Source organism: Mycobacterium sp. 2-64 (genome assembly GCF_035918375.1).
GTDB lineage: Bacteria > Actinomycetota > Actinomycetes > Mycobacteriales > Mycobacteriaceae > Mycobacterium > Mycobacterium intracellulare.
In genome coordinates this window covers 3,498,697-3,522,139 of sequence record NZ_CP142361.1, presented here as the reverse complement: position 1 = coordinate 3,522,139, position 23,443 = coordinate 3,498,697, and the positions used below count along the sequence as shown (strand labels likewise).

The 23,443-nt window shown below is 67.8% G+C and carries 16 protein-coding genes, 1 tRNA gene and 1 pseudogene; 11 read left to right on the top strand and 7 right to left on the bottom strand.

Annotated features, from left to right (window positions below):
• Window positions 1–2: 2 nt before the first annotated feature.
• A complete protein-coding gene (locus tag QGN31_RS16480; protein WP_014379817.1) occupies window positions 3–4,244 on the bottom strand; it encodes a bifunctional nitrate reductase/sulfite reductase flavoprotein subunit alpha in 4,242 nt (1,413 codons plus the stop codon).
• A gap of 329 nt (window positions 4,245–4,573) precedes the next feature.
• Here QGN31_RS16480 and QGN31_RS16475 point away from each other — a divergent pair, with 329 nt between their 5' ends.
• Window positions 4,574–5,041: an LppP/LprE family lipoprotein gene (locus tag QGN31_RS16475; protein ID WP_008255654.1), complete on the top strand. Its 468-nt coding sequence runs from the start codon at window positions 4,574–4,576 to the stop codon at window positions 5,039–5,041.
• Window positions 5,042–5,085: 44 nt separating this feature from the next.
• On the opposite strand, the gene QGN31_RS16470 is transcribed toward QGN31_RS16475, so the two are convergent.
• From QGN31_RS16470 to QGN31_RS16460, 3 genes are all read right to left on the bottom strand, one after another.
• On the bottom strand, window positions 5,086–7,038 hold the full coding sequence (locus tag QGN31_RS16470) for an acyl-CoA dehydrogenase family protein (protein WP_014379818.1): 1,953 nt from the start codon (window positions 7,036–7,038) through the stop codon (window positions 5,086–5,088).
• Between the two features lie 49 nt (window positions 7,039–7,087).
• Window positions 7,088–9,424 carry an ATP-binding cassette domain-containing protein gene (locus QGN31_RS16465; RefSeq protein WP_008255656.1) on the bottom strand — a complete coding sequence of 779 codons (2,337 nt, stop codon included), beginning with the start codon at window positions 9,422–9,424 and terminating at the stop codon, window positions 7,088–7,090.
• A gap of 114 nt (window positions 9,425–9,538) precedes the next feature.
• Entirely contained in the window at window positions 9,539–10,027 is a 489-nt protein-coding gene (locus tag QGN31_RS16460) for a MarR family winged helix-turn-helix transcriptional regulator (protein ID WP_008255657.1), read from the bottom strand.
• Window positions 10,028–10,136: 109 nt separating this feature from the next.
• Here QGN31_RS16460 and QGN31_RS16455 point away from each other — a divergent pair, with 109 nt between their 5' ends.
• The 4 genes and pseudogenes from QGN31_RS16455 to QGN31_RS16445 all read left to right on the top strand — a co-directional run bounded on the left by QGN31_RS16455 (window position 10,137) and on the right by QGN31_RS16445 (window position 14,606).
• A complete protein-coding gene (locus tag QGN31_RS16455; RefSeq protein WP_225336764.1) occupies window positions 10,137–12,173 on the top strand; it encodes an ATP-binding cassette domain-containing protein in 2,037 nt (678 codons plus the stop codon).
• Window positions 12,170–13,024: an energy-coupling factor transporter transmembrane component T family protein gene (locus QGN31_RS16450; protein WP_008255659.1), complete on the top strand. Its 855-nt coding sequence runs from the start codon at window positions 12,170–12,172 to the stop codon at window positions 13,022–13,024. Before QGN31_RS16455 ends, QGN31_RS16450 begins: the two co-directional genes overlap by 4 nt.
• A gap of 10 nt (window positions 13,025–13,034) precedes the next feature.
• Window positions 13,035–13,109 (top strand): annotated as a pseudogene (locus QGN31_RS26365) (hypothetical protein); the annotation flags it as partial.
• Window positions 13,110–13,151: 42 nt separating this feature from the next.
• Complete coding sequence (locus QGN31_RS16445) at window positions 13,152–14,606, top strand: amino acid permease (RefSeq protein ID WP_014379821.1); 1,455 nt, start codon at window positions 13,152–13,154, stop codon at window positions 14,604–14,606.
• An 8-nt stretch (window positions 14,607–14,614) separates the two neighbouring features.
• Here the strand turns inward: QGN31_RS16445 and QGN31_RS16440 are convergent, their stop codons facing one another.
• Genes QGN31_RS16440 through QGN31_RS16430 form a run of 3 tightly spaced genes read right to left on the bottom strand, consistent with a single transcriptional unit; the run spans window position 14,615 to window position 17,647 of the window.
• Window positions 14,615–15,955: an extracellular solute-binding protein gene (locus QGN31_RS16440; protein ID WP_014941696.1), complete on the bottom strand. Its 1,341-nt coding sequence runs from the start codon at window positions 15,953–15,955 to the stop codon at window positions 14,615–14,617.
• Window positions 15,952–16,776 carry a carbohydrate ABC transporter permease gene (locus QGN31_RS16435; RefSeq protein WP_014941697.1) on the bottom strand — a complete coding sequence of 275 codons (825 nt, stop codon included), beginning with the start codon at window positions 16,774–16,776 and terminating at the stop codon, window positions 15,952–15,954. Before QGN31_RS16435 ends, QGN31_RS16440 begins: the two co-directional genes overlap by 4 nt.
• Window positions 16,763–17,647 carry a carbohydrate ABC transporter permease gene (locus QGN31_RS16430; protein ID WP_008255663.1) on the bottom strand — a complete coding sequence of 295 codons (885 nt, stop codon included), beginning with the start codon at window positions 17,645–17,647 and terminating at the stop codon, window positions 16,763–16,765. The genes QGN31_RS16435 and QGN31_RS16430 overlap by 14 nt, the downstream gene beginning before the upstream one ends.
• A gap of 58 nt (window positions 17,648–17,705) precedes the next feature.
• On the opposite strand from QGN31_RS16430, the gene QGN31_RS16425 reads away from it, so the two are divergent.
• The 6 genes from QGN31_RS16425 (at window position 17,706) to QGN31_RS16400 (ending at window position 23,287) form a co-directional block, all read left to right on the top strand.
• Window positions 17,706–19,223, top strand: coding sequence for a TldD/PmbA family protein (locus QGN31_RS16425; RefSeq protein ID WP_014941698.1), 1,518 nt, complete (start codon window positions 17,706–17,708; stop codon window positions 19,221–19,223).
• The gene (locus QGN31_RS16420) at window positions 19,220–20,593 is read left to right on the top strand and encodes a TldD/PmbA family protein (RefSeq protein WP_014941699.1); all 1,374 of its coding nucleotides are present in this window, start codon (window positions 19,220–19,222) and stop codon (window positions 20,591–20,593) included. The genes QGN31_RS16425 and QGN31_RS16420 overlap by 4 nt, the downstream gene beginning before the upstream one ends.
• Before the next feature lie 41 nt (window positions 20,594–20,634).
• Window positions 20,635–21,501, top strand: a complete 867-nt coding sequence (locus QGN31_RS16415; protein ID WP_014941700.1) for a carboxymuconolactone decarboxylase family protein — start codon at window positions 20,635–20,637, stop codon at window positions 21,499–21,501.
• A 438-nt stretch (window positions 21,502–21,939) separates the two neighbouring features.
• Window positions 21,940–22,338 (top strand): hypothetical protein, encoded by a 399-nt coding sequence (locus tag QGN31_RS16410; protein WP_009953104.1) that lies wholly within the window; start codon window positions 21,940–21,942, stop codon window positions 22,336–22,338.
• A gap of 325 nt (window positions 22,339–22,663) precedes the next feature.
• Window positions 22,664–23,083, top strand: coding sequence for a hypothetical protein (locus QGN31_RS16405; protein WP_043954720.1), 420 nt, complete (start codon window positions 22,664–22,666; stop codon window positions 23,081–23,083).
• A 130-nt stretch (window positions 23,084–23,213) separates the two neighbouring features.
• Window positions 23,214–23,287: transfer RNA gene (locus QGN31_RS16400), tRNA-Ile, on the top strand.
• The last annotated feature ends 156 nt before the right edge of the window (window positions 23,288–23,443 follow it).

The following is a 23,443-nucleotide window of genomic DNA, read 5'->3' as shown; positions in this document are numbered from 1 at the left end:
CGCTAGTAGACGTCGCGGTGGTAGCGCTTGTCGGCGCTGAGCCCTTGCACGTACGCCTGCGCCGCGTCCGGGTCGAGGTTGCCGAATTCGGCCGCGATGTCGCACAGCGCGCGGTCGACGTCCTTGGCCATCGGGTCGGCGGTGCCGCAGACGTAGAGCTGGGCGCCGTCCTGCAACCAGCTCCACAGCTGCGCGCCGCGGTTGCGCATCAGGTGCTGCACGTAGACCTTTTGCTGCTGGTCCCGGGAGAACGCGAGGTCCAACTCGGTGAGAAAGCCGTCGTCACGCATCTGTTCGAGTTCGTCGCGGTAGTAGTAGTCGGTGGCGGCATGTTGCTCGCCGAAGAACAACCAGTTGGGTCCGGTGTGGCCGAGCGCGCGCCGCTCCTGCAGAAAGCCGCGGAAGGGCGCGATGCCGGTGCCCGGACCGATCATGATCATCGGCGTGTCCGGGTCGCTCGGCGGGCGGAAATTGCTCGACGACTGCAGGTACACGGCGACTCGATCGCCAGGGGAACGGTCGGCGAGGTAGGTCGAACACACCCCGCGGCGCGGGACGCCCTGGAAGTTGTAGCGCACCGGTGAGACCGTCAGGTGAACCTCGCCCGGGCACTCTTTCGGGCTCGATGAGATCGAGTACAGCCGCGGCTGAAGGCGTTTGAGCACTCGCAGCCACTCGTGGGCCGACGCGATGACCGGCAGCTGCGCCAGCAGGTCGATGGATTGCCGGCCCCACGACCAATCCGCCAGGGCGCGCTTGTTTTCCGGCTTCAGCAGCTCCGCGAGTTTCGCATCGCCCGTGCGCTCCTGCACGAACCGCACCAGGTCCCGGCTGATGTGGGCGATTTCGATGCGCTCGGTCAGCGCCGAGCGCAACGACATCAGCCCGTGCTCGCCGACCTCGACGGGTGTCTGCGCGTCCAGCCCGGTGACGGACAGCCATTCGTCGACCAGCTGGTCGCTGTTGCGCGGCCACACCCCGAGCGCGTCACCGGCCTCGTAGGTCACGGTTTCTTCCGGCAGGTCGAAAACCAAGTGCCGCACGTCTTTTGCCGATTTCGGCCGACTCAGCACGGTGTTGCGGACCATGCCGGTGATCAGCGGATGCTTCTTGCTGTACGTGCTCGGCGCGGGCGGGCCCGGGCGCGACGGCGCCACCACCGTGGAGGCGCGGGCCGGCGCCGCCGCCCTGCCGTCGCCACCGACGGAGGTGGGGGTCCGGGTCAGGGCGTCGATGATGTCGCCAAGCCACTTCGCCGCGGAGTCGTCGTAGTCGGGTTCGCAGTCGACCCGGCCGGTGAGGCGGGTCGCGCCCAGCTCGGCGAGCCGCGCGTCGAGATTGCGTCCGTGGCCGCAGAAGTCGTCGTAATTGGAGTCGCCCAGCGCGAGCACGGCGTAGCGGGTATCGGTGAATCGCGGCGCGGTCTCGGACGTCAGCGCCCGCCACAGGCCGGCACCGTTGTCGGGCGCGTCGCCGTCACCGGTGGTGCTGGTGATGAGCAATAGCTCCCGCGTTTTCGTCAGCTCGGCCACCGGGAAGTCGTCCATGCTGTGCAATGAGACCGGCAGCTTGGCGTCGGCCAGTCGGGCGGCGATGTCGGCGGCGAGCTCCTCCGCAGTCCCCGTCTGCGACGCCCACAGCACCACGACGGGAGCGCGCTCGGGCGCGGGTGGGGGGCCGGCCGGCGCGACGGGCGGCTGCCCAACGGCCGGCGCCGGAGCCGATGGGGGCGCCACGGGCAGCGCCACCGGCTTGGGTCCGTCGGCGCGCGAGAACAATCCCGCCAGTAGGCCGTCCACCCACAACCGGGTGCCGGAATCGAACGGCGCGCTCGGCGGCAAGGTCGGCACCCCGGCGGCGCGGCGGCCGGCGTCCGAGCGGAGCCCGGTCAGCATCCCGGCGAGGTAGGCGCGGCCGAGTTCGTTGAATTCCGGCTTGGGCAGTGTTGTGACGCCGAGCAATTCGCCCAGGGTGTCGAGTTGGGGCACGCTGATTTCTCGTACCTCCCTGGCCGCGGCGTCCGGTGCGTCGGTGTTCGCCGTCGTCGTGGTGTCCGGATCGGGTTGGGAGACAGCTACTTTCGTCAAGGTGACGGCGCACGCCTTGAATTCGGGCTGGTTCGAGATCGGGTCGACGGCGTCGTTGGTGACGGCGTTGATCGACAGGTACTCGCCGAAGGCATCGTTCCAGTGGAACGGCGCGAAGCAGTTGCCCGGACGCACCCGATCGCTGACGACCGCGGGCAGCACCGCGCGGCCGCGGCGAGAAGCGATTTCGATCGGATCGTCGTCGGCGATATCAAGCCTCGCGGCGTCGTCGGGGTGGATCTCGACGAACGGTCCGGGGTTGAGCTTGTTGAGCTTGGCGACCTTGCCGGTCTTGGTCATGGTGTGCCATTGGTGCGGCAGCCGGCCGGTGTTCAGCAGGAACGGGTAGTCGTCGTCCGGCATCTCCTCGGGCAGCAGGTGCGGGCGGGCGAAGAACGCCGCACGGCCGCTCGGGGTCGGAAAGGCCAGTCGCGGCACCGTGCCGTCGTCGCGGACCAACTGTGATTGGCTGACACCGTCGTTCAGATAGCGGATCGGGTTGCGATCGGCCTCGCTGTCCGGCGCGCACGGCCACTGCACCGGACTCCGGCGCAACCGCTCGTAGCTGATCCCGCGCAGGTCGTAACCGGTCTTCGGGTTCGAGAACCGCTTGATTTCCTCGAAGACCTCCTCGGCGGAGTCGTAACTGAACGCCTCCGAAAAGCCCATCTCGCAGGCGATCCGGGCGATGATTTGCCAGTCCGGCATCGCGTGACTCGGTGCGGGGACCGCCGGCTGGAACAGCGTCATGTTGCGCTCGGAATTGACCATCACCCCCTCAGACTCCGCCCACAGGGCCGCTGGCAATAACACGTCGGCGTATTCGGTGGTCTCCGTCTCGAGGAACGCGTCCTGGACCATCACCAATTCGGCGCGCTCCAGTCCGGCCAGCACCGTCTTGCGGTTGGCAACGGAGGCAACGGGATTGGTGCAGACGATCCAGCACGCCTTGATCTGTCCGGCGGCCATTCGGGAGAACATGTCGATGGTGCCGGTGCCGACCTCGGTGCGCAGCGTTCCGCGGGGGACGCCCCACAGGTCTTCGACGAACTCGCGGTCCTCGGCCGAGGCGACCGACCGCTGCCCCGGCAGGCCCGGTCCCATGTAACCCATCTCGCGGCCACCCATCGCGTTGGGCTGCCCGGTGAGGGAGAAGGGACCGCTGCCGGGCTTGCAGATGGCCCCAGTGGCCAGATGCAGGTTGCAGATGGCGTTGGTGTTCCAGGTGCCGTGGGTGCTCTGGTTGAGCCCCATCGTCCAGCAGCTCACGAAATTGTCGGCCTCGCCGATCATCTGGGCCGCGGCGCGGATGTCGTCTTCGGGGATGCCGGATATTTCGCTGACCTTGGCGGGGGTGTACTGCGCCAGGAAGCTGGGCATCACCTCCCAGCCCTCGGTGAACTCGGCGATGAATTCGGGGTCGGTGTGGCCGTTCTCGACGATCAGGTGCAGCAGGCCATTGAGCAGCGCCAGATCCGACCCCGGGGCGATCTGCAGGAAGAGGTCCGCCTTGTCGGCGGTCGCCGTGCGGCGCGGGTCGACGACGATCAGTTTTGCGCCGGCCTTGACGCGGTCCATCATGCGCAGGAAAAGGATCGGGTGGCAGTCCGCCATGTTGGCGCCGATGACGAAGAAGACGTCGGCGTGTTCGAAGTCCTGATACGAACCCGGGGGGCCGTCGGCGCCCAGCGAAAGCTTGTAGCCAGAACCCGCACTGGCCATGCACAGTCGCGAGTTCGACTCGATCTGGTTGGTGCCGATGAACCCCTTGGTCAGCTTGTTCGCCAGGTACTGCGCCTCGATGGACATCTGGCCGGACACGTACATCGCGAACGCGTCCGCGCCGTGTTCGTCGATGATCGCCCGTAACCGTCTCGCGCACTGGGTGATCGCCTGATCCGTGTCGATGGCCTGCAGCGGTTCGCCGCGATCGGTGCGCACGTACGCCGAGTCCATGCGGCCGGGGGCGCCCAGCATGTCCGCGGTGGTGGCGCCCTTGGTGCACAGCCGGCCGAAGTTGGCCGGATGTTCTTTGTTGCCAACCGACTTGGTGACGTGACCGCGACCCGTTTCCGGGTCCGTTGTGATCTGCAACACCATGCCGCAACCGACGCCGCAATACGCGCACATGGTGTTCACGGCGTTCTCCTCCGCCATGGACTCCGTGGCCACGCTCACGTCCCTCCGTCGAGTGCGTACGGGTTAGCTCCGTATCGAGTGAGTTCATTGTGGAGCAGGCATGTTTCGCCGCCGCTCCCCGAAATTTCCCCCCGTTTACTTTCTTCTCTCACCGGCCGACACGCCAATGTGAAATCGCCGGGGGAATTCGCGGCGGGGGATCGCGTTACCGCAGGTCACCGTTGACCACCCGCCCCGCACGAGGTTACGTCGCGCACCCCGCACGACGCTTCTCAGAACGGGCTTTCCGACCAAACCGACGGAACATTCACAGTCTTCGCTAAGCTCACCGCGTGCGTCGGCTCACTGTGATCGTGCTGGTTTTGCTGGCCTGTGGTTGCGGCGGCAAAGCGCCCACGCCACCGCAGGCCAAGCCCGACACCTGCAAGGCCTCCGACGGGCCGACCGCCGACACCGTGCGCCAGGCGATCACCGCGGTCCCCATCGCGATCCCCGGCACCATCTGGGTTGAAATCGGGCGCGGCCATACCCGCAACTGCCGGTTGTCGTGGGTGCAGATCATCCCCACGATCGCGAATGAGTCGACTCCCCAGCAGCTGCTCTTCTTCGACCACAACAGGCCGCTCGGGACCGCCACCCCGAACCCAAAGCCGTACATCACCGTGCTGCCGCCCTCGGATGACACCGTGACCGTTCAGTACCAGTGGCAGAAGGGAAATGATCAGCTGTGCTGTCCCAGCGGGATCGGGACGGTGAAGTTCCGGATCGGCCCGGACGGCAAGCTGCAAACCGTCGGCAAGGTTCCCAACCAATAACCCGTCGGGCCAAGGGCTTCGACGACGCCGATCGGCTTCGCCTGTCAGCTTGTGACGGCGTCCGCCAAGTTCTCCGGGTGCAGCATCTCGGCGTAACGCAGTTGCTCGGGAACCCCGAAGCCGTCGACCAGTGTCGCGGCGTGCGGGCGCAGCGCCCGGCAGCGGTCGTTGATTCCCCGCGTGACGGCCTTGGCGCGCTCGGTGGACAGGTACCGGTGCTCGATGTACCACGCCTTGTCGTCCTCGATCACCGACAACGCGTACAGGTCGCACAGGATCCCCAACAGCTCGCGGGCCTCCTCGTTCGCGCAGCCGTCGATCCCGGCGACGAACGCTTCGAGCACCACGCGGTCGATGTGGGCGCTCGCCGCGTGCAGCACGTGGTCCTGCACCGAGTTGAACGCGTCGAATTCCGACATCTCTTTGGATTTCGCCTGCAGCCGGCGCGCCACCGACGCCAGCAGGTATTCCTCGCGGTCTTCGAACATCTTGATCTGCGTGCCGCGATTGAACAGGCTGCCCTCTTCCTCGCTGTCCTGGCGGGAGTCCACGATCGTTTGGATAATCGCTTCCGCCGCAGTGCGTTTGATGACGCGTTCACCGACGGTGTTGGCGGCAAAGCGCACCCATTCGACCGGGCTCATGCTCTTGATGTCGTCGGCGTACGCGGTCAGCAGTTCCTTGGCCACCAGCTGGGTCAGCACGTGATTGTCGCCCTCGAACGTGGTGAAGACGTCGGTGTCACCGCGCAGCCCGATCAACCTGTTCTCGGCCATGTAGCCCGCGCCGCCGCACGCCTCGCGGGATTCCTGGATCGCGCGGCTGGCATGCCAGGTGTTGGCGGCCTTTAGCCCGGCCGCGCGGGCTTCGAGCTCGCGTTGCTCGTCGGCGTCGGGTGCGTCGGCGCTCTGGACGTCATGACATTTGCTGACCAGTTCGTTCTGCGCGAACTGCAGGGCGTAGGACTTCGCGATCAGCGGGAACAGCCGCCGCTGGTGCACCAGGTAGTCCATGATCAGCACCTCGGAACCGTCGTCGGGGGCGCTGAACTGCCTGCGCTGCAACGCATACCGGGTCGCGATGTCCAGCGCCACCCGGCCGGCGGCGCCGGCGCTGCCGCCCACGGTGATCCGGCCGCGCACCAAAGTGCCCAGCATGGTGAAGAACCGGCGGTTGGGGTTCTCGATCGGCGAGCTGTAGGTGCCGTCGGGGGCGACATCGCCGTACTTGTTCAACAGGTTCACCCGCGGGACGCGAACGTGGTCGAACACGATGCGGCCGTTGTCCACCCCGGGCAGCCCGCCCTTGTATTCGCAGTCCGACGTGGTGATCCCGGGCAGGTCGTTGCCGTCCTCGTCGCGGATCGGGACCAGCACGCAGTGCACGCCGTGATTGACCGGCTTGCCGTCCTCGGTGGTGATCAGTTGCGCGAAAACCGCTGCCATGGTTGCGGTTTCGGCCGCGCCCCCGATGTAGTCCTTGCGCGCCGACGGGGTGGGGGAGTCGATGACGAACTCCTGCGTCTCGGCGTCGTAGGTCGCGGTGGTCTCCAGCGACTGCACGTCGCTGCCGTGCCCGGTCTCGGTCATCGCGAAACAGCCGCGCAATTCCAGGCTGATGATCTTGGGCACGTAGGTCTCGTGGTGGCGCTCGGTGCCCAGGTTCTCCACGGCACCGCCGAACAGCCCCCACTGCACCCCGGCCTTCACCATCAGCGAGAGGTCCGACATCGCCAGCATCTCGATCATCGTGATCGCCGCGCCGACGTCGCCGGTGCCGCCATGTTCTTTGCGGAAGCTGTCGGCGGCCGCGCCGAACGCCGCCATGATCCTCATCTGCTCCGCCACCTTGGTGCGGGCGATCACCGTGTTGGGGGTGTAGTGCGGGCGGAACAGGTCCTCGGTCAGCGTCGTCCGCATCCGGTTTCTGACGTCACGCCACCGGCCGTCCAGCGCGTTGCGGAGATGTTCTGCGGTGCTTGTCTTTTGTGGCGCCATAAGCCGACAGTAATGCGCGGCTCGCGCCGCGGGGAACAAGAACGACGGTTCAGGTGCCGCGGACCGGTGGGCGGTGCTCGCCGGGCAGCGGCGAGCGCAGCCGGTAGAGCGTGAACCCGGCCGCGACGGCACCGAACAGGCCGAGCATCACCATGTCGAAGACCCACCAGCCGCTGTAGTGGGTCCACGTCAAGACGTTGGCGGCCAGCGCGTCGGTCCTGCGTAGATTCACCGTGGACGCCGAGGCCGCGAAGCCCCACTGGGCCGGGACGAACCAGCTGATCTGCTGCAACCCCCACAGGCTCACCAGCTGCACCAGGCTCCCGTTGAAGAGCGCGGACGCCAGGATCACCGGGACCACCAGCGGTAGGACTTGCCGGAGCGCGGTGCCCAGCGCCGAGAGGGTGAGGCCGATCACCGCGGACACGATCGCGGTGGCCGCCGCGGTGACGTAGAGCTCGACCGTGGCGTTGCGCAGCAACGCGGCGTCGCCCGCCGGTCCGCCCCGCACGGCGACGACGATCGCGAACATGACGGCGGTCCACAGGGCGGCGGCCAGCGCGTACACCGTGAGCTTGGCGGCCAGGTAGGCCGGCGCGGACAGTCCTACCTGTTGTTCCCGGCGGAAGACGCGGTGCTCGAGGACCAGGGCGCGGATGGTCAGGGCCGTGCCCAGGATCACCGCGCCGACGTTGAGGGCGGCGAGGATTTCGATGGCTTCGTGCCCGTTGGCGCCGCCCGGCCCGGGACGCGTCAGGCCTGCGTCGCCCGGGATCAGCAGCGTCAGCCCCGCCAGCACGAACGGCAGGATCGCCAGGAACGCGAAGTAGCTGCGATGGGCCAGGAGCAGGCGGACCTCCCGTCGGGCCAGCAACCGGATCTGGCGGCGCCGGGGCAGCCCGGCCGGCGGCGTCCACGGTGCGGCGACCTCGGGCGGGGCGGTCAACGGCTGCGGCCGCGCGCGGAACGCGGCGTGCGTTCCGTCGGGATCGGCGCTCACCCGGGCGAGGAGTTGCGACCAGTCGGTGGTGCCCATGGCGGATCCGGCGTCGAGGGGGGTGCCCAGGTACGCGACCTTGCCCGCCCCGGTGAGTACCAGCACCTGATCGCACGTGTCGACGTCGGTGAGCGACGCGCGCGCCGAGATCGCGACGATGACGACACAGCCGATATTGGCCTGGCGCCGCAGCACCGCCATGACGTGGCGCTGTTGCGCCGGGTCCAGCCCGGCGGTGGGTTCGTCGACCACGAGCAGGCTCGGCCGCGTGATCAGCTCGATCGCCAGGGCGGCGCACCGGCGCACCTCGGGGGCGAGCTTGCGGATCCGGGTGGTGCGGTGCGGCGTCAGGTCGAGCTCGTCGAGCACCTGGCCGACAACCCGCTCGCGCTGCTCGGCCGAGGCCTCCGGTGGCAGCCGGACTTCGGCGGCGTACTGCACGGCCTGTTCGACCGTGAGCTGGCGGTGCAGCCGGTCGTCACGCGCGACGATCCCGATGCGGCTGCGCATGGCTTGCAGTTCGGCGTGCACGTCGTGCCCATCGACGGTGGCGCGCCCGGAGCTGGGTGCCCTGGTGCCGGCCAGCACGGCCAGCAGCGCGGAATTGCGCGCGGCGGAGGGCCCGATGACGGCGGTCATGGTGCCCGGACGGGCCCCGAACGAGATGTCCGACAGGATCTGCCGCCCGTCGACGGCAAGGCCCAGCTGGTACGCCGTCACCCCGGTGGTGCGCGCCGCGGTTCGCAGCGGCAGACGGAAGGTGGAGTTGGCCTCGTCGCTGCGAATGGAGGGGCGCTGGGCGCGCAGCTTCGAGGTGATCACCCGCTCGATCAGGCCCGGGCCTTTTGGTTGTTCGGCCGGTGCGACGGGCGGGTGCGTCGGTGCGACCGGTGGCTGAAAGGGAGGGAGCGCCGCGGGATGCGGCGTTACTGGCGGGGGTGGGGGCGCCGGGGTCGGTGGGGGCGCCACCACGGGCATGCGCTGGGTGGCGCTTTGGGTGGGGACCCGCGGATCGGGCCCGCCGGGCGGCGGGTGTCCCGGTGCGGCGGGGGCGGGCGCGAGCTGGAAAATCAGCCGCGGGCCGTGCTGGGGATCGCCGATGGTGATCCCCAGGCCGTCGCGGATCTCGACCGTCGGCACGCGAAATCCGTCGAGGAAGATGCCGCGGTGGCTCAGATCGATGGCCACCCATTGGGCCCCGGTGAACCGGAGCACCACATCCGGATGGGGCGCGGGCGGCGGCGCGGGACTTCCGAGGCGCTCCAGCGGGATGTCGCAGCCCGGGCCATAGCCGACGAGCACGTCGCGTCCCGGCGAAAAGACATACCTGCTCGGTCCGGCCCACACGGTCAGCGGGGAGGCCGGAACGGCCGAAGCCTCGGTCGGCATGGCCGCCACCTTTCGTCACCGGTCAGCTCGATTGGGTCTCGCCGTCAGGCGCCGGTCGCCCGTTCGGTTACGTGTCTACCCGCGCTCGCGGTCCGCTCTCCAGCATTGTGACGTTCACAGCGAGGTACGGCGGCCCGCGAGCGAGGTGGCCAGGGTGGCATCGTCGAGCAGTCGGCGCAACACGTCGACCGCTTGCATCAACACCTGGCGGTCACCGGCGTCGAGCAGCGCCAATTGGGGTTCGATCGCGGCGGCGCGGTCGGCCCGGACCGCGTTGAGGGTGCGCCTGCCCTCGGCGGTGATGCGGATGCGGACGGCGCGCGCGTCTCCCGGGTCGACCATGCGGGTCACCAGACCCGCTTCCTCGAGGCGACGCACCTGCGTGGTCATCGTCGGTTGCGAACAGTGATCGACGGCGGCGAGGTCACCGATTCGGGCTTCGCCGTGAACTTCGATGGTGGCCAGCAGCCTTGCCTGCGCGGCCGGCAGCGGCATCTGGATGCGCTGGGTGGCGAGGCGGTTGAGCCGCGCGACCACGGCGAGCAGATCGGCCCCCAGCCCCTGCGCTCCCTCGAGCTTTGCGGTGTCGACGACATTGTCCATGTATCCATGGTTGCATAGCTTTGCTAAGCGAGGGCGAAGCGACCAGGCGTGCCGCGCCAAAACCCTTCTTCAGCGGACACCCCCTCGCGGGACTGGCAGAATCGCCCAAGTGACCTTGCTGCGTATTCGGCAACCCGGGGAAGGGGCCCTGCGTCCGAATGAGTTGGCACAGGCCGCGGTCATGGGGGCCCTCTGCGCGGCGATCGAGATCCTCGCCGCGGTAATCCCATTCGCTCAGGGGTTGGGCGTGCTGGGCACCGTGCCCATGGGATTGCTGGCGTACCGCTACCGCCCCCGCGCCCTGATGGCCGCGACCGTAGCCGGCGGGGTGATCGCCTTTTTGATCGCCGGACTGGGCAGCCTGTTCATGCTCGTCGACTGCGCCTGGGTCGGCGGACTGTGCGGAATCGTCAAGCGCAAGGGCCGGGGCACGCCGACGGTCGCCTTCTTGTCGTTGATCGCCGGAGTCCTGTGGGGCGCCGGGTGGGTCGCGGTCCTGGCGGTGCTGACGCGGCTGCGGCAGCTGTTCTTCGACGTCATCACCGCCAATGCCAACGGGGTCGCGGCATTCCTGAATTGGGTACACCTGCCGGGCGTGGGCGACGCTTTGAAGCGATACGTCGCCAACGGGATACACCACTGGCAGCTACTGATTTTCCCGTACATGGTCTTGTTGGTCGTCATCGTTTCGTTCATCAGCTGGTCGGCGCTGTCTCGCCTCCTGGAGCGAATGCGCAAGATTCCCGACGTGCACAAGTTGGACGTCTCCGAGGGTGCTGGCAGTGCTCCGGTGGGGCCGGTGCCCGTGCGGCTTGACAAGGTGTCGTTCCGGTATCCCGGCGCCGACCGGGACGCGCTGCGCGAGATCAGCCTCGCCGTCCAGGCCGGCGAACACATCGCCGTGACCGGGGCCAACGGTTCGGGCAAGACCACGTTGATGTTGATGCTGGCCGGCCGGGAGCCGACGTCGGGAACCATCGACCGCCCCGGCGCGGTGGGGCTGGGCGAAATGGGCGGCACCGCAATTGTCTTGCAGCACCCCAAAAGTCAAGTTCTGGGCACGCGCGTCGCCGACGACGTGGTGTGGGGTTTGCCGCCGGGGGCGGAGATCGATGTGGGCGGATTGCTGCGCGAGGTCGGGCTCGAGGGACTTGCCGAGCGCGACACCGGCAGCCTGTCCGGCGGAGAGCTGCAGCGCCTTGCGCTCGCGGCGGCGCTGGCGCGCGATCCGGCGTTGCTCATCGCCGACGAGGTCACCACGATGGTCGACCAGCAGGGGCGAGATGCGTTGCTGGGCGTGCTCTCTGGTCTTGCGAAACGCCACCAGAGCGCCTTGGTGCACATCACCCACTACGACAACGAGGCCGCCTCCGCCGACCGCATCATCACGCTCAGCGATTCACCGGATAACACCGCCAAGGCCGAGACCCCGGCCACCCACGCCCAGACGCCTCACGTCGCGGCCCCGTCGCGCACGCCGGTGCTCGAGCTCGTCGACGTCAGCCACGAATACGCCAGCGGCACACCGTGGGCCAAGGTCGCCCTGCGCGATGTCAGCTTCGTGGTCGAGCAGGGTGACGGGGTGTTGATCCACGGCGGCAACGGGTCGGGCAAATCGACCTTGGCGTGGATCATGGCGGGGTTGACGACTCCGACCAGCGGTACCTGCCTGATCGACGGCGAGCCCACCCACGAACACGTCGGGGAGGTCGCGCTCTCGTTCCAGTCGGCCCGGTTGCAGCTGATGCGCGACCACGTCGACGCCGAAGTCGCTTCCGCAGCGGGCTTTTCGCATCATGACAAAGATCGGGTGGCCGAGGCGCTGATATCGGTCGGCCTGGACCCGGCGATGGGCACGCGGCGCATCGATCAACTCAGTGGCGGCCAGATGCGCCGTGTCGTGCTGGCCGGGCTGCTGGCCCGTTCCCCGCGGGCGCTCGTCCTCGACGAACCACTGGCGGGATTGGACGTCGGCAGTCAGCGGGGCCTGCTGCGGCTGCTGGAAAACCTGCGCAGGGAACGAGGTTTGACGCTGGTGGTCATCTCCCACGACATCGTCGGGCTGGAGGAGCTCTGCCCGCGATCCCTGTATCTGCGCAACGGCGTGCTCGAGACGGCGTCGACGGCGGCGGGGGGCATGCCATGACCGCGCCCGCGGACGCCAAGTCGGCGAAGGGAAAAACACGGCGCACTCCCCGGCCGGTCGTCCTGCTGGTGCCGGTGCCCGGAACGTCGAAAATTCACGAACTGTGGGCCGGCACCAAACTGTTGGTGGTGCTGGGCGTCTCGATACTGCTGACCTTCTACCCGGGTTGGGCGAGCGTCGGGCTGATGTTGGTGTTGCTGATCACGGCGGCCCGGCTCGCGCACATTCCCCGCGGCGCGCTGCCCTCGCCGCGGCGCTGGATATGGATCGTCCTCGCGGTGGGCGGCATCACCGCCGCTCTCGGCGCCGGAAGCCCCGTGGTCTCGATTGCCGGCGTGCATATCGGGCTGGGCGGCACGTTGCACTTCGTGCGGGTCACCGCGCTGTCGATCGTGTTGATCGGGTTGGGGGCGATGCTGTCCTGGACCACCAACGTCGCCGAAATGGGGCCGGCGCTGGCCGCTTTGGGCCGGCCCTTGCGGTGGTTGCGGATCCCGAGCGACGAATGGGCGGTTGCCCTGGCGCTCGCGCTGCGCGCCTTCCCGATGTTGATCGAAGAGTTCCAGGTGCTCTACGCCGCCCGGCGCCTGCGTCCCAACGAGACTCCGCGCAGCCGCCGGGCGCGCCGGCGCCAGCAGGCGCGGGACATGATCGACTTGCTCACCGCGGCAATCGTTGTGACGTTGCGGCGCGCCGACGAAATGGGCGATGCGATCACCGCGCGTGGCGGAATCGGTCAGCTCTCGGCCGCTCCCGGACGCCCGAAGCTCGCGGACTGGGTGACACTGGCGATCACCGCCGCGGCCGGCGCCGCCGGCGTGGTCGTCGACTCGATCCTCCAGCTTCACTAGGCGCGAAGCCGTGCGCGCCTTCGACGATCCGGGCACCTGGACCGAGCCCGGGGTGCGCCACCTGGCGGCCGACGGGCCCGGAGGGCTTCGCCGGCGCTGATCGCCGAACCGGAAACAGGAGGCGCAATTGGCAGCCACGTCGGTTGGCCTGAAGGAGCAGCTGCTGCGGCGCCGCCCCGTGGTGGGCGCGCACGTCGCGCCCGGTGCCGCGGAGGGCCTCAAGCGCGGCATCGGCACCTTTCAGCTGACCATGTTCGGGGTCGGCTCGACCATCGGCACCGGCATCTTCTTCGTCATGTCCGTGGCCGTGCCCGAAGCCGGGCCGGGAGTCATCGTCTCCTTCCTGCTGGCGGGCCTCGCCGCCGGCCTCGCGGCCGTGTGCTACGCCGAATTGGCCTCGGCGGTGCCGGTTTCGGGTTCGTCGTACTCGTACGCGTACACCACGCTCGGGGAGGTGGTGGCGATGGGCGTGGCGGCCTGCCTGCTTCTGGAATACGGGGTGGCCACCGCCGCCGTGGCGGTCAACTGGAGCGGCTACCTCAACAGGCTGCTGAGCAACGTGGTGGGATTTCAACTGCCACATGCCTTGTCGGCCGCGCCGTGGGACGCGCAGCCCGGCTATTTGAACGTGCCGGCGATCGCGCTGATCGGGATGTGCGCGTTGCTGCTCATCCGCGGCGCCAGCGAATCGGCGAAGGTCAACGCCATCATGGTGATGATCAAGCTCGGCGTGCTCGTCGTGTTCGCGATCGTCGCCTTCACCGCGTTCGACGCGCACCACCTGCGGGACTTCGCGCCGTTCGGCGTCGCGGGCATCGGGTCGGCCGCGGGCACCATCTTCTTCTCCTACATCGGCCTCGACGCCGTGTCCACCGCGGGTGACGAGGTGAACAACCCGCAGAAGACCATGCCGCGCGCGCTGATCGCCGCGCTGCTGACCGTCACCGGCGTCTACGTATTGGTTGCGGTGGCCGCACTGGGCGCGCAGCCCTGGCAAGCTTTCGCCGGACAGCAGGAGGCCGGGCTGGCAACGATTCTCGAGAACGTCACCCACGGGAGCTGGGCCGGCTCGATCCTCGCTGCGGGCGCGGTCATTTCGATCTTCAGCGTCACGCTGGTCACCATGTACGGCCTGACGCGCATCCTGTTCGCCATGGGGCGGGACGGCCTGCTGCCCGCGAGGTTCGCAAAAGTGAACCCGCGCACCATGACCCCGGTGAACAACACGGTGATCGTCGCGCTCGCGGCCTCGACGTTGGCCGCCTTCGTCCCGCTGCAAAAGCTCGCGGACATGGTGTCCATCGGCACCCTGACCGCGTTCGTGGTGGTTTCTGTCGGAGTGATCGTCTTACGGGTGCGCGAGCCCGACCTGCCGCGGGGCTTCAAGGTCCCGGGTTACCCTGTCACGCCGGTCCTCTCGGTGGCGGCCTGCGGGTACATCCTCGCCAGCCTGCACTGGTACACCTGGGTCGCGTTCAGCGGCTGGGTCGTGCTGGCGTTGGTTTTCTATTTCGTCTGGGGCCGCCACCACAGCGCGCTCAACGACGAGACGGTCGGCGAGGTTTCGAGCGGCTCGCCGTGATCAGGCGCTCACTGACGCGCCGCGGCGGCGTTGGCCGCCGCCTGAGCGCGCCGTAACGTCGACGCGACATCGCCGCGGCCCAGGAACATTTCGTCGAAATACGGCTGCAGGGCGTCATTGCCCGCGGCAAACCCCGCGCCGCCGGGCGCCGCGATGCGCGGGCCGCTCAGCACGGTGAAGAAGGGCGTGACATCGACGCCCCGGCTGGCCCAGTAGTGAAAGTAGACCGGCTGGGCCGACGACACCGCGGGGATCGCCGCACCGTAGCGGCCCAGATATTCGTTGCCCAGCCTGCTCCCCATCCAGGCCAGCACCCGGCGCACCGCGTCGGGATGCCGTGATGCCGCATTGCCCGCCGCGGCAATGCCGTTGGTGACGCTGACCCGGCCCGCCGGGCCCGACGGCATTAGCGCCACACCCCAACGGAAGCGGGCGTCGCGGGCCACCGGGGCCAAGTTGTAGGTACCGGACTGGAACAGCGCCATCCGGCCGGCCAGGAACTGGTTGCGGGAAAAGTCGCCGTTGTCGTTGGTGTCGGCGGCGGGAGGCGCGACGTGGTCGCGGTTGATCAGGTCGACCAGATATTGAAACGCGGTCACGGCCCCGGGATTGTCGAACGCAAACTCGTCGCCACGCTGAAACACACCGCCGGCCGACCCGATGTAGTTCAGGTAGATCCCCTGGGGGTCATTGGCCGCGTTGTATCCCCACTGCCGCACCCGCCCGGCGTCGAATCCCCGGGTATCGCCGCGGTTTCCGTCGGCATCGACGGTGAGCCGGGCGAGGACGGGCCGCAGCGTGTCCCGCTCGTCGGGACCCCACCGCAAGGTGCTCAACTGGGCGGGGTCGACGCCGGCCGCGCCTAGCAGGTCGGCGTTGTAGTACAACGCGATCCCGGCGTCGGTCAGCTGCGGCACGCCCCAAAGCGTGCCGTTGCGGGTGAACTGCTCGACGACCGGTCGCTCCCAGTCCGACGCGGCGGTGGGGCCCAGCGCTGCACCGATATCCAGCAACCGGCCGCTGTCGGCGTAAGCCGCGAGGTAGGCGTTGGAGAGCCAGAAGATGTCGTCGGCGCTACCGCCGGCCACGTCGGTGCGCAGGGTGTTGAAGTAGGTCGAATACGCCACCAAGTTGACGCGCACTTCGATGTCGGGATGGGCGCGGCTGAACTCCTGGAACGATTGCCGATAGGCCGCGGCGATCTGATCGCCCCAGATGCGCACCGTCACAATGGTCTTGCCGCCGTGGGGCTGGCCCGAGTAATCCAGCAGCACCGCCGTCGCCGCCAGCAACACCGCAACCGCCCCGAGCGCCGCGGCGACCAGCGTGGAAAACCGGGGCCGGGTCATTTGAGCCCCGAGACGACGATCGAGGCGACGATGTGGCGCTGGAAGGCCACGAACAGCACGATGAGCGGGGCGATGGCAATGGTGGTGGCCGCCATCACCAACGTCCATTGGGAGTTGAACCGCGACTGCAGGTCGGCGGTCGCCACGGTGAGCACCCGCCACTTGTGGCCGCTGGTGATCACCAACGGCCACATGAAGTTGTTCCACTGCGAGACCACGGTGATCAGCGCCAGGGCGGCCAGGACAGGCCGGCTCGACGGGATCACCACGTGCACGATCTCGTCCAGCGTGTTGGCGCCGTCCAGGCGGGCGGCGTTGACCAAGTCGTTCGGGATCATGCGAAAGTGCTCGCGCAGCAAGAAGATCGCGTAGGGCGAGCCGAACATGAACGGCAGCACCAGCGCCCAGAACGTGTTGCGCAGGCCGAGCTGGGCCATCATGAGATACATCGGCACGATCGTGACCGTCGCCGGCACCATCAGCGTCGCGATGTACACCCAGAACAGCGCGTCGCGCCCGGGAAACTGCAAGCGCGCGAAGGCGTACGCGGCCAGCACGGAAAATGTCAACTGGCCCACCAGAATCACCGCTGTCATCAACGCGGTGACCGCCGCCGCGCGGCCGAACCCGGCGCCGGCGAGGTCGGTGAAGTTTGCGAACGTCGGTGGCCGCGGCAGCTGCAGCGGCGTACCCGTGACGAATTGGTGCGCCGAGGTGAACGCGGTCATCAAGCCAAGGGTGAACGGCGCCAACGTGATCAACGCGCCCAGGGTCAGCCCGGAATAGAACAGCGCGTTGCTGGCGCGGCTAGGTGAGGTCATAACTGATCCGTCGCCGAAAATACAGATGCTGAAGCAACGTGACGCCGATCAGGATCACGAACAGCACCACCGCCATGACCGACGCCCGGCCGATCGCCGCCGAACCGAACGCCTCGGCGTAGATGCGGTGGGCCACCAGGTCGGTGCTGCCCGCCGGCCCGCCGCCGGTCAGGGCGTACACCGTGTCGAAAACCTGTGCGGTGCTGACAATCCCGGTCACCAGCACAAAGAAGGTCGTCGGCCGCAACATGGGTATGGTGATGCGCCAGAACCGCTGCCACGCGTTGGCGCCGTCGGTGCGTGCGGCGGCGTGGACCTCGTCGGGGATGGCCAGCAGGCCCGCCAGGAACGACAGCGAGACGTATCCGACGTTGGTCCACACCACGACGGCCGACACGAGCGGCAGCGCGAAGCTGGGATCGGAAAGCCATTCGATGCTGTGTCCCAACACGGTGCTCACGGCGCCGTCGGTGGGAGCCAGGATCCACCGCCACAACACCGCAATCGCCAGCGGGGCGCAAATCCATGGCAGCACAAACACGGTGCGAAACAGGCCGGTGCCACGAAGCTGGCGGGCCAGCATCGACGCGGCCAGCAATCCCAGCGCCGTCTGCGCCGGCACCACGATCGCCACGAAGATCGCGGTGACGATCAGCGAATTACCGAATGTGCCGTCGGTCAGCACCGACCGCCAATTGGACAGGCCCACAAAGCGCAGCGGTCCCAGCAGATCCCACCGGCACAGGCTCAGCCAGATCACGACCAGGATGGGCAGTAGCAGAAAGGCGAGGACACCGAACAGGCTCGGCGCCAGCAGCGCATAGCCCAGCGCGGTCGATCGAGGACGAATCCTGCGTGCGGCGCCGGCCATGGGGTAATTAAAGCGGGCGCTGCCGCGGTTTGGGGTGAGCGGCCGTTACGGTGGAGCCGTGACACCGAACCGGGGGATCGATGCCGACTTCCTCGACCTGCCGCGCCACGAACTGGCCGACGCCGCGCTTGCAGCGGCCACCGCGGCCGGGGCCACGCACGCCGACCTGCGCGTTCATCGCATCACCACCGAGATCATCCAGCTGCGTGACGGCGCGCTCGAGACGTCGGTGATCAACCGCGAGGTCGGCCTGGCGGTGCGGGTGATCGTCGACGGCACCTGGGGATTCGCCTCGCACGCCGAGTTGGTGCCGTCGGTCGCCGCCGAGACCGCGCGGCACGCGGTGCAGGTCGCCACCACGCTGGCGATGCTGAGCACCGAGCGCGTCGAGCTGGCGCCCGAACCCGTCTACACCGACGCGACCTGGGTGTCGCACTACCGCATCGACCCGTTCGACGTCTCCACCACCGACAAGATCGCCGTGCTCGAGGAGTACTCGGGGCGGCTGCTCAGCGCCGACGGCATCGATCACGTCTCAGCCGTGCTGACCGCGGTCAAGGAGCAGACGTTCTACGCCGACACGTTCGGATCCTCGATCACCCAGCAGCGCGTCCGCATCCAGCCCACCCTGGAGGCGGTGACCGTCGACCCCGCGGCGGGCAGCTTCGATTCGATGCGCACGCTGATCCCGCCGATGGGCCGGGGTTGGGAGGTCCTAACCGGCGACGAGGTCTGGAACTGGACCGACGAGCTGGCGCAGCTGCCGGCACTGCTGGCCGAGAAGGTCAAGGCGCCCACCGTTGTCCCCGGTGCGACAGACCTGGTGATCGACCCGACCAACCTGTGGCTGACGATTCACGAATCCATCGGTCACGCAACCGAATACGACCGCGCGATCGGCTACGAGGCCGCCTACGCCGGAACGTCGTTCGCTACACCGGACAAACTGGGCACCATGCGGTACGGGTCGTCGGTGATGAACGTGACCGCGGACCGGACGGACGAATTCGGTTTGGCCACCATCGGTTACGACGACGAAGGAGTTGCCGCGCAGAGTTGGGATCTGGTGCGCGACGGGATCTTCACCGGCTATCAGCTCGACCGGGTGTTCGCGCGGCGCCTGGGGCATGAGCGCTCCAACGGCTGCTCGTACGCCGACTCGCCGCACCACGTGCCGATCCAACGCATGGCCAACGTGTCGCTGCAGCCGGCCCCCGAGGACATCAGCACCGACGAGCTCATCGGCCGGGTCGAGGACGGCATCTACATCGTCGGCGACAAATCCTGGTCGATCGACATGCAGCGCTACAACTTCCAGTTCACCGGCCAACGGTTCTTCCGCATTCGCGACGGCCGCCTCGACGGGCAATTGCGCGACGTCGCCTATCAGGCCACCACGACCGACTTCTGGAATTCGATGGAGGCCGTGGGGGGCCGGTCCACCTGGCGCCTGGGTGGGGCGTTCAACTGCGGCAAGGCCCAGCCGGGGCAGATCGCGGCGGTAAGCCACGGCTGTCCCTCGGCGCTGTTCCGCGGCGTCAACGTGCTCAACACCCGCACGGAGGGCGGGCGATGATCCGCCCGCAGCACGTCGTCAACATCGTGCTCGACGAGGCGGCCAAGCTGGGCGGCGCCGACGAGACGATGGTGCTGGTCACCGACAAGGTCGAGGCGACCCTGCGCTGGGCGGGCAATTCGATGACCACCAACGGGGTTTCGGTGAGCCGCAGCGTGTCGGTGATCTCCGTGGTGCGTCGGGGCGGCGGCGCGCGCATCGGCACGGTCGTGTCCGCCGAGGCGGATCCGCGGGTGCTCCCTGGACTGGTGGCGGCCTCGCAGGAGGCCGCGGGGTCGGCGCCGGAGGCCGGTGATGCCGCGCCGCTGCTCGCCGATAGCGGGGTGCCCGCCGACTGGGACGCGCCGGTGCAGGGGACCGGGCCGCTGGTCTTCGCCGACGCGGCCGACTCCCTGAGCCGCGGCTTCAAGGGCGCGGACCGGCTCTACGGCTTTGCGCACCATAGCGTTTCGACGACGTTCCTGGCATCGTCGACCGGATTGCGGCGGCGTTTCAGCCAACCCACCGGGGCGGTGGAGATCAACGCCAAACGCGGCGACGCCAGCGCGTGGGCGGGCGTCGGGACACCCGACTTCGTCGATGTGCCAATCGATTCGCTGCTCGAGCAGCTGTCGACCAGGCTGGGCTGGGCGCAGCGCAGCGTCGAGCTGCCGGCGGGGCGCTACGAGACGATCATGCCGCCGTCGACCGTGGCCGACATGATGATCTACATGGCGTGGTCGATGTCCGGCCGCGGCGCGCAGGAGGGTCGGACCGCGTTCTCGGCGCCCGGCGGTGGAACCCGGGTGGGGGAGCGGCTCACCGATCTGCCGCTGACCTTGTTCTCCGATCCGATGGCGCCCGGCCTTGCCTGCACGCCGTTCGTCGCGGCGAGCAGCTCCTCGGAGACGCTGTCGGTGTTCGACAACGGCATGGAGATCACCCAGGTGGACTGGATCCGCGACGGTGTGATCAACGCGCTGGCCTACCCGCGGGCCACCGCCGAGAAGTACGACGCCCCGGTCGCCGTCGCCGCCGACAACCTGGTGATGACCGGGGGGACGGCCACCCAGGACGAGATGATCGCGGCCACCGAGCGAGGCCTGCTGTTGACCACGCTGTGGTACATCCGGGTCGTCGACCCCACCACACTGTTGTTCACCGGACTCACCCGCGACGGCGTCTACCTCATCGAAGACGGACGCGTGACCGCCGCCGTCAACAATTTCCGGTTCAACGAAAGCCCGCTGGACCTGCTGCGACGGGCCACCGAGGCCGGTGCGAGCGAGAAGACGCTGCCGCGCGAATGGGGGGATTGGGCGACCCGCGCCGCGATGCCGTCGCTGCGGATCCCGGACTTCCACATGTCCTCGGTGAGCCAGGCCCAATAGTTCGATTGCCACCGGGCGACACGCGCTCTAGCGTGTGACGAATGGCGGCCCCGGTTTCGGTTCGAGAAGACCAGCTCACGCGCCTGGTGGCGCTGTTTCCCGCGGCGCCCGCCGACGCGCGCATCGCGGCGTTGATCCGGCGGGTGTGCGCGCAGACGGTGTCGCTGCCGCCGCTGCCCTCGGCCGTCGAGGTGGGCGAGCCGGAATCCGACGCCGAGGCGGCCGTCGTCGACTTCGCCGAACAATTCAGCGCCGACGTCGCGGCGATCACCGCCGAGCAACGGTCCCGGTTGTCGAAGCACTTCGGGGACCGCACCTTTGGGGTCGTCGTGCAGATGTACATCGCCGACTTCGTCCCGCGGGTGCGGGCCGGGCTGGAAGCGCTCGGGGTCGGCTCGCAGTACCTGGGCTGGGCGGCCGGACCGATCAATTGGGATCACACCACCGACCCGTCGGATCTGGTGTTCAACGACTTTTTAATCGCCGTGGCGCGAATGCGTGCGCTGGACCCGGTCACCTCCGAACTGGTGCGGTTGCGGGGCGCGGCGCAACACAATTGCCGGCTGTGCAACTCGCTACGCGAGGGCGGCGCGCTCGACGCCGGCGGTTCGGAAACGCTGTACGAGGAGATCGAGCGGTTCGAATCGTCGGGTTTGCTCGACGACCGCGCAAAAGCAGCGCTGCGCTATGCGGATGGGTTAATTTGGACCCCTGCGCACCTCGCCGCCGACGATGCCGCCGAGGTGCGCTCCCGCTTCTCCGAGGCGGAATCAGTCGAGCTCACCTTCGACATCATGCGCAATGCCAGCAACAAAGTCGCCGTGTCATTGGGCGCCGACGCCCCACGCGTCGAGAGCGGCACCGAGCGGTATCTGATCGACGCCGAGGGGCACACGGTATTTAGCTGACGGCGGCCGGTGTTAACCCGGTAGTCGATTGCCGCCCGCCGTTTAGCTGCGCGCACCGCGACGCCCGGCGGCAGGGCTCTGCGACGTTTGCGCCGCGACGTGGCCGGCGGGTGAGTCAGGAGCTCACCCGGGTGCGAGGGCACGAAATGTTAACCATTCGTACATCGACGCGCAAGCGTGCGTTTTCGCTGTGTGCGGGGGTCGTTGGATAACTTAAGCCCCGTCGCCGACACTGAAATGACCACTGAGACGTGACGGTAGCGAAATGGCAGCGTGGCCCCAGCCGGGTGGCCATGGGACGTACGTCATGAGCCGTCATGCCGATGGATTTCCCGGTTCGTTGTTTGCAGCATTCGTAGCTTGGGTTTGCGTCGGAGCCAATCGAGTTCCTGCGCAGAGGGAGGTTCGAACATGACAAGCACCCGTACCCGCTCGCGCATGCGGGTGTCGTCGGTCTGGGCTGCCGGTGTCGCGCTGGGGGCCTCGATGTTCGGCGGAGCGGTGCTTTCAGCGCCCGTGGCTTCGGCGACGTGCGACTTGAGCCCTGCGGATGACCAATACATCAACCTGCTCGCGCAGAACAACATGGTGCACACCGCCGAGTACAGCGACTGTCATGAGGCCGCCGAGGGCCGGTGGTTCGCCAACCAGGTGAAGAGCTCGTCCGATCCGTTCGGTCGGGCCAAAGAACTCGTCAACATGGTGACCAACACGACGCCGCTCAAGGCCGACAAAGCCGAGTGGGAAGTCGAGTCGGCGATCTATGTGTACGCGCCGGAAGTGATCCCGAAGATCAAGGACCAGGCCGCCAAGCAAAACTGGCCGACGGAGTCTTGATCCCCCGGGCCCGCGTCTGCCCTGCCTAACGAATATCGAACGGCCGCAACGGCTTTGAATTTCATCCGCTGTATTTGATATTGTCAGCTAATTGAATAGCGGCACATTGAACCGCTGACGGCGATGCCGGACGCCGCCGTGCCGGTGGAGAAGCTCGTCGATCCCTGAGCGGAGCGGTCGCTCAAATAGCTTCTCGCGCTATTGTTTTCAACCTTCTTTGTTCATCCATTGTTTGTACTCCCGCCGTTTGTCGTGCTCTCTGTCCGTGTACCCATTGGTGTGCGACAGGTGGATCAGCAAATATCTACGCGAAGGAGTTCGAAAGATGACCATCAGACGTACACGCTCGCGCGGGCAGATGCTGGCGTTGGGGGCGGCCGGCGCCGTCGTGGCGACGTCGATGCTGGGCGAAGCGCTGCTGTCCGCGCCGCAGGCAGCGGCCGCCTGCAACATGACCCCGAAGGACGACCAGTACATCAACCTGCTTGCGCAGAACAAGATGATCCACTCCGCCGAGTTCAACGACTGCAACATGACCGCCGAGGGCCGCTGGTTCGCCGACCAGGTTCGCAGCGCTGACAATCCGTTGGCCGCCGGGAAGCGACTCGTGAACATGGTGACCAACACGACCCCGCTGAAGCCCGAGCAGGCTGAGTGGGAGGTCGAGTCCGCGATCTTCGTCTACGCGCCGGAAATGATCCCCGCGATCAAGGGACAGGCGGCACAGGCGTCGTCGCCCGCCTGAGTGCGTTTTGTCGATGGGCGCCGCTACTACGCGGCGCCCATCGCTGTGTGACCTGCCATGTGGGCGTCTGCCGCCCGACGGATACTGACTCCGGTCTTCGGCTACGGTTTCCTACGGAACTACCCCGTCGGGGGCGGTAGCTCAGTTGGTTAGAGCCGCGGACTCATAATCCGTTGGTCGCGGGTTCGAGCCCCGCCCGCCCCACTCACAAAGCAAGGGTGCATGACGTCGGTTGGTGCTTGACATTTCGTCTTCGGGTGATGGCTGACAGTTACTTCGGTCGTTCCTTGACACTGCCAAGATAAGGGAGTTAAGCGCACGTGGTCTGCAATTGGCCCCATGCTAAGCCGCGCATCTCTT

Excerpts from the sequence above, each read along its gene's own strand:
- QGN31_RS16480 (WP_014379817.1), bottom strand. The coding sequence starts at position 4,244 with ATGGCGGAGGAGAACGCCGTGAACACCATGTGCGCGTATTGCGGCGTC.
- QGN31_RS16470 (WP_014379818.1), bottom strand. The coding sequence starts at position 7,038 with ATGGCGCCACAAAAGACAAGCACCGCAGAACATCTCCGCAACGCGCTG.
- QGN31_RS16465 (WP_008255656.1), bottom strand. The coding sequence starts at position 9,424 with ATGCCGACCGAGGCTTCGGCCGTTCCGGCCTCCCCGCTGACCGTGTGG.
- QGN31_RS16460 (WP_008255657.1), bottom strand. The coding sequence starts at position 10,027 with ATGGACAATGTCGTCGACACCGCAAAGCTCGAGGGAGCGCAGGGGCTG.
- QGN31_RS16450 (WP_008255659.1), top strand. The coding sequence starts at position 12,170 with ATGACCGCGCCCGCGGACGCCAAGTCGGCGAAGGGAAAAACACGGCGC.
- QGN31_RS16440 (WP_014941696.1), bottom strand. The coding sequence starts at position 15,955 with ATGACCCGGCCCCGGTTTTCCACGCTGGTCGCCGCGGCGCTCGGGGCG.
- QGN31_RS16435 (WP_014941697.1), bottom strand. The coding sequence starts at position 16,776 with ATGACCTCACCTAGCCGCGCCAGCAACGCGCTGTTCTATTCCGGGCTG.
- QGN31_RS16430 (WP_008255663.1), bottom strand. The coding sequence starts at position 17,647 with ATGGCCGGCGCCGCACGCAGGATTCGTCCTCGATCGACCGCGCTGGGC.
- QGN31_RS16420 (WP_014941699.1), top strand. The coding sequence starts at position 19,220 with ATGATCCGCCCGCAGCACGTCGTCAACATCGTGCTCGACGAGGCGGCC.
- QGN31_RS16415 (WP_014941700.1), top strand. The coding sequence starts at position 20,635 with ATGGCGGCCCCGGTTTCGGTTCGAGAAGACCAGCTCACGCGCCTGGTG.
- QGN31_RS16410 (WP_009953104.1), top strand. The coding sequence starts at position 21,940 with ATGCGGGTGTCGTCGGTCTGGGCTGCCGGTGTCGCGCTGGGGGCCTCG.
- QGN31_RS16405 (WP_043954720.1), top strand. The coding sequence starts at position 22,664 with ATGACCATCAGACGTACACGCTCGCGCGGGCAGATGCTGGCGTTGGGG.